The 12,703-nt window shown below is 67.9% G+C and carries 13 protein-coding genes and 1 pseudogene; 9 read left to right on the top strand and 5 right to left on the bottom strand.

The genetic code is table 11. The features are described from left to right. Window positions 1-18: 18 nt before the first annotated feature. Both AMD30_RS09140 and AMD30_RS09135 read right to left on the bottom strand, forming a co-directional pair. Window positions 19-456 carry a VOC family protein gene (locus AMD30_RS09140; protein WP_010842480.1) on the bottom strand — a complete coding sequence of 146 codons (438 nt, stop codon included), beginning with the start codon at window positions 454-456 and terminating at the stop codon, window positions 19-21. Between the two features lie 65 nt (window positions 457-521). Continuing rightward, window positions 522-953 carry a PPOX class F420-dependent oxidoreductase gene (locus tag AMD30_RS09135; protein WP_055475426.1) on the bottom strand — a complete coding sequence of 144 codons (432 nt, stop codon included), beginning with the start codon at window positions 951-953 and terminating at the stop codon, window positions 522-524. Window positions 954-962: 9 nt separating this feature from the next. On the opposite strand from AMD30_RS09135, the pseudogene AMD30_RS09130 reads away from it, so the two are divergent. Continuing rightward, window positions 963-1,274, top strand: a pseudogene (locus AMD30_RS09130) (DUF4334 domain-containing protein); the annotation flags it as partial. A gap of 72 nt (window positions 1,275-1,346) precedes the next feature. After that, complete coding sequence (locus AMD30_RS09125; RefSeq protein WP_035717273.1) at window positions 1,347-1,760, top strand: hypothetical protein; 414 nt, start codon at window positions 1,347-1,349, stop codon at window positions 1,758-1,760. Window positions 1,761-1,798: 38 nt separating this feature from the next. Here the strand turns inward: AMD30_RS09125 and AMD30_RS09120 are convergent, their stop codons facing one another. Continuing rightward, window positions 1,799-2,692 (bottom strand): hypothetical protein, encoded by an 894-nt coding sequence (locus tag AMD30_RS09120; RefSeq protein WP_055475443.1) that lies wholly within the window; start codon window positions 2,690-2,692, stop codon window positions 1,799-1,801. Between the two features lie 127 nt (window positions 2,693-2,819). Between AMD30_RS09120 and AMD30_RS09115 the strand changes: the two genes are divergently transcribed. From AMD30_RS09115 to upp, 5 genes are all read left to right on the top strand, one after another. Then, window positions 2,820-3,245 carry a Fur family transcriptional regulator gene (locus tag AMD30_RS09115; protein ID WP_055475442.1) on the top strand — a complete coding sequence of 142 codons (426 nt, stop codon included), beginning with the start codon at window positions 2,820-2,822 and terminating at the stop codon, window positions 3,243-3,245. 82 nt (window positions 3,246-3,327) lie between these two features. Next, window positions 3,328-5,571 (top strand): catalase/peroxidase HPI, encoded by a 2,244-nt coding sequence (gene katG / locus AMD30_RS09110; protein WP_055475441.1) that lies wholly within the window; start codon window positions 3,328-3,330, stop codon window positions 5,569-5,571. A 172-nt stretch (window positions 5,572-5,743) separates the two neighbouring features. Beyond that, a complete protein-coding gene (locus AMD30_RS09105; RefSeq protein ID WP_010842474.1) occupies window positions 5,744-6,991 on the top strand; it encodes a GTP cyclohydrolase II in 1,248 nt (415 codons plus the stop codon). Continuing rightward, window positions 6,991-8,235 (top strand): DUF1688 family protein, encoded by a 1,245-nt coding sequence (locus AMD30_RS09100; protein WP_055475425.1) that lies wholly within the window; start codon window positions 6,991-6,993, stop codon window positions 8,233-8,235. The genes AMD30_RS09105 and AMD30_RS09100 overlap by 1 nt, the downstream gene beginning before the upstream one ends. A gap of 64 nt (window positions 8,236-8,299) precedes the next feature. After that, window positions 8,300-8,929: a uracil phosphoribosyltransferase gene (upp, locus tag AMD30_RS09095; RefSeq protein ID WP_055475424.1), complete on the top strand. Its 630-nt coding sequence runs from the start codon at window positions 8,300-8,302 to the stop codon at window positions 8,927-8,929. A gap of 27 nt (window positions 8,930-8,956) precedes the next feature. On the opposite strand, the gene AMD30_RS09090 is transcribed toward upp, so the two are convergent. Then, window positions 8,957-9,667 carry a CPBP family intramembrane glutamic endopeptidase gene (locus AMD30_RS09090; protein WP_055475423.1) on the bottom strand — a complete coding sequence of 237 codons (711 nt, stop codon included), beginning with the start codon at window positions 9,665-9,667 and terminating at the stop codon, window positions 8,957-8,959. 51 nt (window positions 9,668-9,718) lie between these two features. On the opposite strand from AMD30_RS09090, the gene AMD30_RS09085 reads away from it, so the two are divergent. Continuing rightward, the gene (locus AMD30_RS09085; RefSeq protein ID WP_055475440.1) at window positions 9,719-10,705 is read left to right on the top strand and encodes a bile acid:sodium symporter; all 987 of its coding nucleotides are present in this window, start codon (window positions 9,719-9,721) and stop codon (window positions 10,703-10,705) included. Here the strand turns inward: AMD30_RS09085 and AMD30_RS09080 are convergent. After that, window positions 10,680-11,414: a glucose 1-dehydrogenase gene (locus AMD30_RS09080; RefSeq protein ID WP_055475422.1), complete on the bottom strand. Its 735-nt coding sequence runs from the start codon at window positions 11,412-11,414 to the stop codon at window positions 10,680-10,682. The genes AMD30_RS09085 and AMD30_RS09080 overlap by 26 nt on opposite strands. A 135-nt stretch (window positions 11,415-11,549) precedes the next feature. On the opposite strand from AMD30_RS09080, the gene AMD30_RS09075 reads away from it, so the two are divergent. Further along, window positions 11,550-12,635 carry an NAD(P)H-dependent amine dehydrogenase family protein gene (locus AMD30_RS09075; RefSeq protein WP_055475421.1) on the top strand — a complete coding sequence of 362 codons (1,086 nt, stop codon included), beginning with the start codon at window positions 11,550-11,552 and terminating at the stop codon, window positions 12,633-12,635. Window positions 12,636-12,703 lie beyond the last annotated feature (68 nt).

The raw sequence follows: 12,703 nt of genomic DNA, 5'->3' as shown, positions 1-12,703 counted from the left end.
AGTGTCGCTACGAAATCCCTAGTCCAGGCAGAACTCGTTGCCCTCGGGGTCCTGCAGGACGATGTGCCCCTCGCCGAGCGGTGGAGCCGGATCGTGCCGTTCGACCCGGGTCGCGCCGAGTCCGACGAGACGGTCCGCCTCAGCCTCGAGAGCGTTCATCCGCTCGTCCCCGCGCAGACCGGGTGCGGCACGGACGTCGAGGTGGACCCGGTTCTTGGCCGCCTTGCCCTCGGGGACGCGCTGGAAGAACAGCCGGGGCCCGCGTCCGCCCGGATCGATCACCCCCGACGCGTCGTTCCGGCGTTCCGGCGGGACACCGAACGCATCGAGCGCGGCATCCCAGCTGTCGAAACCGGGTGGTGGGTCCTGGAGCCGATAGCCGAGCACCTCGGCCCAGAACTCCGACAGCGATGCCGGATCACCACAATCGAACGTCACCTGAAATTCAGTTGCCATGCCTCCACTGTGCGCCACCATGAGGACAGCGCGCGTCCTCATTCGACAACGCGGCGCCCGACATCTCAGCGAAGACGTTCGCCGTACACCCGGTCCACCGCCATGACCATCAGGACACGACGGTCGGCGACCATCACCCTGCGGTACTCATCCCAGTCCGGGTGCTCGCCGGCAGCTCGGCGGTAGTAGTCCACGAGGGTCTCGACCTCGGGCCCGTCCGGTTCGGTACCCGGACCTATCAGTGTCACGGTGCCCTCCGCCGTCGCCCAGGTGTAGCGATCGGGGCCGGTGATCTCGAGGGCTGCGCGTGGATCGCGCCGGAGGTTCGCCGTCTTGGCCCGCCCCTCGGTCATCGAGACATAGATGGTCTCGGCGTCGCGGTCGTAGAAGGGCGTCACGGGCGACAGCTGAGGAAGTCCCGATGCCTTGATCGTGGCCAGGACACCGAGCCCGCCTTCGGCGAGAAGGTCACGAGGGTCGTACGCAGAGTCGGTCATGCCTGCGGCAACCCGGCGATCGCGTTCGGCGGACTCGGGATCGCCGAGAAGGCACCCGGGGTCAGATCGCTGTCGTTCGCGACGCCGATCGCGGCGACCCGTCTCCTCAGTGGCACCCGACGAGCGCGTGCCCGTCTGCGCACCACCCGGTACCGCGGCACGGACACGGCCACGATGGTCTACGACCAGCTGCCGATCAACGACGTCTTCCGCCGGATCTCCGACGACGCCGTCCTGGGCGCCATGGATCTCAAGGGTTCGCCGAAACCGTACTTCTTCGTGCTCCGGCGCGACGACTCACTGCGCCTCGTCGGCCACTGACCCTCGCTATCGGTTCCGCATCGGCGTGGCCGATCCCAGGTCAACGGGATTGCACGGGCGTTCAATCGACAGATGGACACCGCACTCACATCCCATCTCCGTCACTGTGCCGCGCCGGCCGCCGCGGTTCTGATCGCTGGGGTGATCACGCTCGTCGCGCCCGGCACCGCGCTGGCCGCCCCGCCCATGCCGACCGGGTACTACCGCGGCGATGTCACCAGTGCCCCCATCGCCGACACGGTGTGGTTCGGCAAGAACTTCACGGGCTCGCGGGTCGTCAACGACACAGCCATCGGATGGGCGTTCCCCGGTGCGGTGTACCCGGGCCGCTCGGTGCAGGACGGCGCGCCCGTCATCGTCGTGGACTACTCGGGAACCCCCGTCGGATTCGTGCGTGACGAGCTCCGCGCCGACGGCCGCGGCGGCTACTGGGGCCGTGCGCTCAACGGCACCTCCGAGTTGCTGCGCTTCCACTTGACGCGCTGACCCTCAGGCGCCGACCATCCGCGTGGCGCGCGGTGCCCTCAGAGTTCGGCCAGCGCCGCGCGGATCTCGTTGGTCGCCGCGACCGCCTCGCGGAGCGCGATCCGGGCCTCGGCCCTGCCATGCTCGGCGGTCGACAGACGTTGGCGCGCAAAGCGCAGCGACTCCTCGCAGCGCGCCAGCTCAGCCCTTAGTTCCTGAGCCCGGCCGACGACCTCGTCCACTTCCGACGACACACCGTCGACCGCCTTCGAGGCATCGTCGAGGTCGGATCGCGCAGCCCGCTCCCCCGCCTCCGCGTCGGCCAGCCGGGCCTCGAGCTCACGGCGTTCGCGTTCGCTGTCGGAGTCGTCCGACGGGGTCGGCTCATCTGGGTCGTCGGCCGTACCTCCCGCATCGTCGACCTCCGGCTCGTCCTCGCCCCGTTCCGGTGACGGCTCCGGCACCACGAACACGCCGGCGGGTCCGAAGCCGCTGTACTCGGCAGACGCGGTGAGATTGCCCCGCAACACCTGCTCGAGTACCTCCTGGTCGGCCACCGCGGCGCGCAGTGTCTGCGTGACCTCTCGAACGGCACCGTCCGCCAGCCTCACCTGACGGTCAGCCGCTGCCCTCGCGACCGCGGTCACCGACGAGCTGATCAGCTCCTGGCGGCGCCGGGACAGTGCCCGAATCTTGTCGACCGCCGAGCGGCGCTGCGCCGCAGTCAATTCCGACGCCAACTCGGCGATGAGCGCACTGTCGTCGGGGTACGCGCGCACCCACTGGTTGATCGCCCAGGCCGATTGCGTTGGTCGCCGCAGCTTTTCGATCCGACCGGCGAGTTCGCGGTCGCCATCCGCCTTCACCTCACGAGCCAGTTCATTCCGGCGGGTCACGAACGCGCCGGGCGCGAGACCGTAGAGCTCGTCGACGATCTCGTCGTAACGGGTCATCAGCTCACCCGCGAACGAGTCGGCGTCGCTGTCGGCATGAGCCGATCCTACGACTTCGGGGGTGATCGGCACCTCACTTCCCCACATAAACTTGAATGGTTCCAGAAAAGTGGGCACGATGGGCGTCATGCTCACCGACGACGACTGCACCCGGCACCTGCGGGCGGCCGGACTGCGGGTCACTCGTCCGCGCATCGCGGTGATGCAGGCCGTCCGGGCCCACCCCCACGCCGACACCGACGAGGTGCTGCGTTCGACTCGCGCACGGCTGCCCGAGGTCTCGCAACAGACGGTGTATGACGTTCTGGGCGTGTTGACTTCGGCCGGCCTGATCCGACGTATCCAACCGTCGGGCCACGTGTCTCGATATGAGTCACGGGTCGGGGACAACCACCACCACGTGATATGCCGTACATGCGGGTCCATCGGTGACGTCGACTGCGCAATCGGCGAAGCCCCGTGCCTGACCCCGTCCGACGACCGAGGTTTCGTCATCGACGAAGCCGAGGTCATCTACTGGGGCTACTGCTCCGACTGCATCCCCGACCGATAACCCCGACGACCGACATCGCACCGACTCTGTGATCGCCGACCCGGCGATCACAGTTCTCTCCGTGCCCGAAAGGAAACCCCAGATGGCCCAGCACGACCCCACGTCCGTCTCCGACGCGCGGGAACACCCCCCGATCGCCGAGGCGAACACCGAGCCCGCGACCGGCGGATGCCCGGTCGCACACGGTAGGCTCAAGCCGCCGACCCAGGGCGGCGGCAACCGCGACTGGTGGCCGAATCAATTGAATCTGAAAGTCCTCCAGCACAATCCGGATGTCGCGAATCCGATGGACGCCGACTTCGACTACGACTCGGCCCTCGAGACCCTCGACGTCGAGGCTCTGCGCGCGGATCTGACAGCGCTCATGACCGATTCCCAGGACTGGTGGCCCGCCGACTTCGGACACTACGGCGGTCTGTTCGTCCGCATGTCCTGGCACGCCGCGGGCACCTACCGCGTGGAGGACGGACGCGGTGGCGCCGGCGCCGGAATGCAACGATTCGCCCCGCTCAACAGCTGGCCGGACAACGCCAACCTGGACAAGGCGCGCCGCCTGCTGTGGCCGATCAAGAAGAAGTACGGCAAGGCCCTGTCCTGGGCCGACCTGCTGGTCTTCGCCGGAAATGTCGCGCTGGAGTCGATGGGATTCGCCACCGCGGGCTTCGCATTCGGTCGCGTCGACGAGTGGGAGCCCGACGAGGTGTACTGGGGACCCGAACTCGAGTGGCTCGCCGATCACCGGTACTCGGGCAACCGCGAACTCGAGAAACCCCTTGCCGCAGTGCAGATGGGCTTGATCTATGTGAATCCGGAAGGGCCGAACGGCAATCCGGACATCCTCGCATCCGCGGTGGACATCCGCGAGACGTTTGCGCGTATGGCGATGAACGACGTCGAGACCGCCGCACTGATCGTCGGCGGCCACACCTTCGGCAAGACCCACGGTGCCGGTGACGCCGGGCTGGTGGGTCCCGAACCGGAGGCCGCCGCCGTCGAGGACGCCGGCCTCGGCTGGGCCAGCTCACACGGCTCCGGCAAGGGTGCGGATGCGATCACCAGCGGACTCGAGGTGATCTGGAATCCCACTCCGACCACCTGGGACAACGCATTTCTCGAAACTCTCTATGGCTATGAGTGGGAGCTCTACAAGAGTCCGGCCGGGGCCAACCAGTGGCGCCCGAAAGACGGAGCCGGAGCAGGCACCGTCCCGAAGGCGTTCGGCGACGACAGGACTCATCCGTCGATGCTGACCACGGACCTCGCGATGCGGTACGACCCCGGTTTCGAGCAGATCACCCGGCGCTGGCTGGACCACCCCGAGGAACTGGCCGATGAGTTCGCCAAGGCCTGGTTCAAGCTCCTGCACCGCGACATGGGGCCCGCCGTCCGTTATCGCGGGCCGCTGGTCCCGACCGAGACCTACCTCTGGCAGGACAATGTCCCGGCGCATGAGGGACCGGTCGTGTCCGAAGCCGACGTGGCGATCCTGAAGGGGATGCTGCTCGACTCGGGATTGACTGTCGCGCAACTCGTCAAGACCGCCTGGGCGGCGGCGTCGAGTTTCCGCGGCAGCGACAAGCGCGGCGGCGCCAACGGCGGCCGCATCCGGTTGCAACCGCAGTCGGAGTGGGAGGTGAACGAGCCCACCGAGCTGGCGGCCGTGATCGACACCCTCGAAGGGATCCGGGACTCGTTCATCGGTGAGGCCGGCGCGACGATCTCCTTCGCCGACCTGGTGGTGCTCGGCGGTGCGGCGGCCGTCGAGAAGGCCGCGCGGGACGCGGGCGTGGACATCACCGTGCCGTTCACCCCGGGTCGCACCGACGCCTCCCAGGAGGAGACCGACGTCGAGTCCTTCGCGTACCTCGAGCCCAAGGCCGACGGGTTCCGCAACTACATGGCCGAGGGCAGTGATCTCCCGGCCGAGTTCACCCTCGTCGACAAGGCAGCGCTGTTGACCCTCAGCGCACCCGAGATGACGGTGCTGGTGGGCGGACTCCGAGTGCTGGGCAACAACTTCGGCGGCTCATCTGCGGGTGTTCTGACCGATCGCCCCGGCATCCTCACGAACGATTTCTTCGTCAACCTGCTCGACATGTCGACGGCCTGGTCGGCCTCGGATGAGGAGAACGTCTACATCGGTCGGGATCGCGCCACCGGTGAGCAGGTCTGGACCGGTACCCGCGCCGATCTGGCGTTCACGTCGAACTCCCAGCTGCGCGCTCTCGCCGAGGTCTACGCGACCGACGACGCCGCCGAGAAGTTCGTGAACGACTTCGTCGCGGCCTGGGACAAGGTGATGAACCTGGACCGGTTCGACCTCTGATCGAGGCGGCGCACCTCGTCACCACGACGGTCAGAACGTGGCGGCGGCACCCTTGGCGGGTGCCGCCGCCACGGCGTTCGGCATCACCCGGCACACACGGGCATCCGCAACTATGCTGGCGCTTTCCCTGAAGTGGCGGGTGACCGTCTCGACAGAAGTGAGGACGATGACGATGTCCGGCGAACACAGGTCCCTGGGCCACATCCGACTGACCTCCCACAGCGGCGGGATCGACGCGCCGTCCATCCACTGGGGGGCCGCCACCGCGGCCGAGCGCGGTCCCGTCATCGGGACCACGGGCACGCGTGGGCATCGCAATGTCATCGGCACCCACAGCGGCTCCTACAGCGTGTACCGCGCCCTGGCCGTCGCCGCCGGCGCCCTGGCGCGCGAGCACCGGGCCGACCTCACCAACACCTCGCCCACCGACCACATCGGACCGTATCCACAGTGGGGTGACCCGCGCGCCATCGTCTCGATGGATCCCTGGGGTGCCACGGTCGCCGAGAGTTTCCCCGACGAGATCGGGCGCGGTTACGACATCCGGCCCACCATCGCGGTGACCAAGGCGCACGTCATCCTCCCAGAGATCGCCGAGGCGATCGAGAAAGGTCGTCTCATCCCCGACGGCGAGGTCCTGCTGCCCAGTGGCGCCGCGCTGGTCACGAAGGCGGCCGTGGAGCCGGTGTGGCATCTGCCCGGCGTCGCCGATCGCTTCGGATGCTCGGAAGCCGAGCTGCGTCGGGTGTTGTTCGAGGAGACCGGCGGCATGTACCCCGAACTCGTGACCCGCTCGGACCTGGAGGTGTTCCTGCCACCCATCGGCGGCCAGACGGTCTACATCTTCGGCGACCCCCGCGACCTCGCCGATTCGTCGGTGGAACTCACCGCACGCGTCCACGACGAGTGCAACGGTTCCGACGTCTTCGGCTCCGACATCTGCACGTGCCGTCCGTATCTGACGCACGCGATCGAGGAGTGCATCCGCGGGACCCAGCGCGGCGGCGTCGGCCTGGTCGCCTACTCCCGCAAGGAGGGACGCGCGCTCGGCGAGGTCACCAAGTTCCTCGTCTACAACGCCCGCAAACGTCAGCTCGGCGGCGACACCGCCGATCAGTACTTCGCACGCACCGAATGCGTTGCGGGCGTTCAGGACATGCGGTTCCAAGAGCTCATGCCCGACGTCCTGCACTGGTTCGGCATCACCAGGATCCACCACCTGGTGTCGATGTCGAACATGAAATACGACGCCATCACCGGCTCGGGCATCGAGGTCGGCGAACGCGTGAACATCCCCGACGAACTGATCCCCGCCGACGCCCGGGTCGAGATCGACGCGAAAATGGCTGCCGGCTACTTCACCCCCGGACCTGTCCCGGACGCCGAACAGTTGCGACAGGTCAAGGGTCGGGCGCTCTGATGGCCGGTGCGCCGGACGTGGAGTTGTCGGCTTCCCAGGCCGGTCGGATGCTTCGGTCCACCGCCACCATCCGGAGCCGATCGCGGCAGCTCCTGGAACGAGCGCGGTCCGGCGAGTCGTCGTGGTTCGTGGTTCGCGACGAGGCACTGGACGCGGCGGCCGACCTCGTCGCGGAGACGACACTGTCACGATATCCCGACGGGGACATACCTTTTCACAGTCGATGGCGACACTTCGAGGCCGGCGGCGTCGACCGCCTCGGCGCGATCGATGCCGCCTTGCCCGCGGCCGGTTCGGCCGAGCGGACCCGCGCCCTCGTCGACGTCGTGCTCGTCAGTGTCCTGCTCGACGCCGGGGCCGGACCCGAGTGGTCCTACCGCGAGCAGTCGAGCGATCTCGTCCTCACGCGTTCGGAGGGACTCGGCGTCGCGAGCTGGGTGGCCTTCTGCGACGGGCTGTTCTCGAGTGACCCGACCGATCCCCTGCGAGTCGACGCCGGCGGTCTGAGCCGGATCAGTGCCGACACTCTCGGCGCCGCCTTCCAGACAGGTCCCGACAATCCGCTCACCGGCCTCTCCGGACGAGTCGATCTGCTGCGCCGACTGGGTGAGACCCTGTCCCGCCGGCCCGAGATCTTCGGTCCGGACGCGCGGCCCGGCGGCCTGTTCGACCACCTCACCCGCGGTGGGCGCTCGGAGGTGTCCGCGGTGGACATCCTGAGTGGCATCCTCGAATACCTGGGCCCGATCTGGCCGTCGGACAACGCGATCGACGCCAATCCACTGGGTGACTGCTGGCATCACGACGCCGTCGTCGGTCCGGGTCTGACAGCAGGCTGGGTGCCGTTCCACAAACTGTCGCAGTGGCTGACCTACTCACTGCTGGAGCCGTTCCGGTGGTCCGGTGTCCGGGTGACCGGACTCGACGAGCTGACCGGTCTCCCCGAGTATCGCAACGGCGGACTTCTGATCGACTCCGGGGTACTCGAGCTCCGCGACGAGGGCTGGGCGGATCGCGAGTGGGAGGTCGGCGACGAGCTCGTCGTCGAATGGCGTGCGCTCACCGTCGCCCTGATCGACGAGATCGCCGACCTCGTGCGCAAGCGGCTCGGCGCGGATACGACCACCATGCCGCTGGCCTGCGTGCTCGAGGGCGGGACATGGGCGGCCGGTCGTGTTCTGGCGAACCGGATTCGAGATGGTCTGCCGCCCTTGTCGATACGCAGCACCGGCACCGTGTTCTGAGCACCGGCGTCCAGACCACGACCCGATCCACACATCGCTTCACACACTCGACCGAGAGGTATTCATGGGCAGCGTCGCCGTCATCGACCATCCGCTGGTGCAACACAAGCTGACGCTGATGCGTCGCAAGGAAACGTCGACCAACGACTTCCGCCGCCTCCTCGACGAGATCTCGATCCTGATGGCGTACGACGTCCTGCGCGACATCCCGATGCACGAGATCACCATCGACACGCCACTCGAGACCACCACCGCGCGAGTCATCGACGGCAAGAAGCTGGTGTTCGCCGCCGTCCTGCGTGCCGGTGCGGGCATCGCCGACGGCATGCTGACGGTGGTCCCGGGCGCGCGCGTCGGCCACATCGGTCTCTACCGTGACCCGAAGACCATGGTCGTCGTCGAGTACTACTTCAAGATGCCGTCGGAGCTGTCCGAACGTGACGTCGTGATCGTCGATCCACTGCTGGCGACCGGCCATTCGGCCGTCGCCGCCATCGACCGCATCAAGGAGTACGGTCCGAAATCCATCAAGTTCGTCTGCCTGCTCGCCTGCCCGGAGGGCATCGAGGTACTGCACCACTCGCACCCCGACGTGCCGATCTACACCGCAGCGGTCGATCGGGAACTCGACGACAACGGCTTCATCCGCCCCGGGCTCGGCGATGCGGGCGACCGCATCTTCGGGACCGCGTGAGGCCGGCGATCCGCGGGTGATGCCCGTCTAGGACACCTGCCAGGCCACGGCGGCACCGATCGCCCCGGTCGCGTTCAGGGCCCAGTGGAGCGCGATGGGCGCGAGCAGGCTCGTGGTGCGCTGCCGGAGCCAGCCCAGCACGAAACCCGCGACCGCGGTCGCGAGCACGGCTCCGGCGATGCCGACGATCTGCGCCACCGTCCCGGCGCCCAAGATGCCGCTCAGTCCTTCGTTGCCCGCGGTGAGCCCCGTCGAGGACAGGATGTGCCAGAGGCCGAAGGCGATCGCGCCGACGACCAGCGTCGTCAACGGGGCGAACAGCCGGCCCAGAACCCCTTGCAGCACACCGCGGAACAAGACCTCCTCCGGGAGAACCGTCTGCAGCGGAATGATCACAAATGCCGCGAGAAGGGCCTCGGAGGTGTCGTCGTACCGGTCGGACAGGAAGAACTCACGCGTGGCCGGGATCGCGACCGCCGTGGACACCACGGCGGCGACCACGAGGACCGCTGCCACGGCAACCGGGATCCCGGCGCGCAGCTCCGCGCGGCTCAGGCCGAGGTCCCGCCAGCCGAGGCCGGCGAGACGAGCGATGACCACGGCCACGACGGCGGCCACGGGGACGATCGCCACCGACACCGCATCTTCGGTGAGATGCGCGCCCACGTTCACCGCGACGAGAAGCGCGACCACCACGATCAACAGCGCGACGTCGGTGCGCCGGGAGGGGGTGATCACCCGTCGAGTCTGCCCCACCGCGTCCCTGCGGTGCCGGTGAACGAGACCGCGGTGTCGCAGAATGATGCGGTGCCCGGATCCGCGACCGTCGTCGACCGCCTCGAACGCCATCAGGTGGTGCTGTATCTCGGCGCGATCCTCACCGGGCTGGTCGCCGGTGTGGTGGTTCCCGGTCCTGCCGAGTTGCTCGAGGCGGCGATCACGCCACTGCTCGCAGCGCTGCTCTACGTCACCTTCTTGCAGATCCGCCTGTCGGACCTGCTGGCTTCGTGGCGCGACCGCCGGTTCATGGCGGCGGTGTTGCTCCTGAACTTCGTCCTCGCCCCGCTGCTGATCGCGGTACTGTCCCTCGCCCTGCCCGCCGACGACGCGATACGGCTCGGTGCTCTGTTGGTGCTGCTGTGCCCGTGCGTCGACTACGTCGTCGTGTTCGCCGGACTCGGCGGCGGTGACGCCCGTCGACTGCTCGCGGCCACGCCACTGCTGCTCCTCGCCCAGATGCTGATGACACCGCTCTACCTGCTGGTACTGCTCGGCGACGGGCGGTCGGTGATCGAGCCGGAGCCCTTCCTCTGGGCGTTCCTGATCCTCATCATGTGCCCGCTCGCGCTGGCGTGGGCCACCCAGGCGTGGGCGGACCGGTCCGAAGCGGGCCGCCGAACCTCGGCCGGAGCCGCCACCACCATGGTCCCCCTGATGATGGCCGTTCTCTTCGTCGCGGTGAGTTCTCAGGTGCCCCTTGTCGGTTCACGCTTCGCCGAGATCGCCGGCGTCATCCCGGTCTTCGCCGCGTTCCTGGTGATCATGGTCGCGATCGGGTTCGGGGTGACGCGCTCGTTCCGGCTCGCCCCGGAACCCTCGACCGCGGTCGTCTTCTCCGGAGCCACCCGCAACTCGCTCGTCGTCCTGCCACTCGCGCTGGCGCTGCCGGTCGGGGCGGAACTGGCCGCGGCGACGGTGATCACGCAGACACTCGTCGAACTGATCGGGATGGTCGTCCTGGTGTGGGCGTTCACTTGTGTGGCACGTCGGCGCTGAGGCCGCCGTCCATCACGAACTCGGCACCGGTCGCGTACGAGGACTCGTCGCTGGCCAGGAACACCACGAAGGTCGACACCTCGCGTGACTCCGCGGCCCGACCCATCGGCACGGTCACCATGTCGTCGGGGATCCCCTCGGTCATCGGCGTCCGGATGAGACCCGGGTGGATGGAGTTCACCCGCACGTTGTGCGGAGCCAGTTCGAGCGCAACCGATTTCGCCAGACCACGCACGCCCCACTTGCTCGCGACATAGCCGTGCGCCCAGGGACTTCCGCGCAGGCCCTCCACCGACGAGACGTTGATGATCGAGCCACCGCCGGCGTCGATCATCAGGTCCGCGACCGCCTGGATTCCGAGGAACGTGCCCGTCAGGTTCACGTCCAGGATCTGCTTCCACTTGTCCAGCCGGAACTTCTGGATCGTCGAACCGTTCACGATGCCGGCATTGTTCACCAGGACGTTGACCTTGCCGAACTCGTCTACCGCGGTGGACACCGTCGTCTGCCAGTCCTCGGGCGAGGTGACATCGAGGTGGACGTAGCGCGCCGCGTCCCCCAGTTCGGCGGCCAGCGCCTTGCCCTCATCGTCGAGGATGTCGCCGATCACCACCTTCGCCCCCTCGGCCACGAGGGCCCGGGCGTGCTCGGCGCCCATGCCCCGCGAACCACCGGTGATCACTGCAACCTTGTCGTCTACGCGTCCCATGGGCGGCAACGCTACCGCGACGAGCGCGAAAATAGAACAGGTTCCACCGAAAAATGGTCTACTGAACAGACAAACGTCCGGACAGGTGTACACCACGCCCCACCGGCGCCGATCGAACACAAGGAGTTCCACGCCATGTCCTTCCGGGTAGCTCTCGTCGGAACCGGCAACGTCGGCCGGTTGTGCCTCACCCAGCTGATCGAGGACCCGCGGTTCGAACTCGTGGCCGTCTGCGTGTCCACCCCTGAAAAAGTCGGTGTCGACGCCGCGACGCTCGCCGGGCTGGAGACACCCACCGGAGTCCTGGCGGTGGGCGACCTCGACGAGGTGATCGCGACGAAGCCGGATTGTGTCGTGTACTGCGCCATGGGTGACACACGTCCCGTCGAGGCCTTCGACGATGTGGTGCGCATCCTCGCCGCCGGGATCGACGTCGTCGGGTCCTCCCCGAACACGCTCCAGTACCCCTGGGACGTGATGCCCGCGAAGGCGATCGCCAAGATCGACGAGACCACCGCGGGCAGCGGCGCCAGCCTGTTCGTGACCGGGGTCGATCCCGGTTTCGCCAACGACCTCATCCCGTTCGTCTTCGCAGGCACCTGCCAGCACATCGAGCAGGTGCGCTGCATGGAGATCGCCGACTACGCGACCTATGACGGGGCGACCGTCATGTTCGACGTCATGGGCTTCGGCAAACCGCTCGACGAGACCCCCATGCTGTTCCTGCCGGGGGTACTGGGGTTGGCATGGGGCACGACGATCCGGCAACTGGCCGCCGGTCTCGGCGTCACCGTCGACGACATCGAGGAGATCTCCGAAAGCGAGCCTGCGCCGGAGGATTTCGACATCGCGGCCGGTCACATCGCTGCGGGCACCCGCGCGGCCGTGCGTTTCGAGATCATCGGCAAGGTGGCCGGCGAACCCGTGATCGTCATCGAGCACGTGACGCGGCTTCGAGGTGACCTGCGGCCGGACTGGGCGCAGCCGGCTCAGCCCGGCGGGTGCTACCGCGTCGAGATCACCGGCGAACCGTCGTACACCGTCGACATCATGCCGACGAGCCGCAAGGGTGACCACAACCACGCCGCCATCGTCGCCGCGGCCGGCCGGATCGTGAACGCCATCCCCGCGGTGGTCGACGGGCCCGCGGGACTTCGCACCACACTCGACCTTCCGCTGGTGACGGGCCCGGGGGTTTCGACAGGCTCAACCGGCGGGTAGGCGGCTCCGCGCCCACGGAATTCGCAAACCCACCCCTTTTCCGTAAACGCACCACGCTCGGACCGGGT

This window comes from Gordonia sp. HS-NH1 (assembly GCF_001418765.1).
GTDB lineage: Bacteria > Actinomycetota > Actinomycetes > Mycobacteriales > Mycobacteriaceae > Gordonia.
The sequence above is the reverse complement of the archived record's forward strand: the minus strand, read 5'-3'. Positions and strand labels throughout refer to the sequence as shown.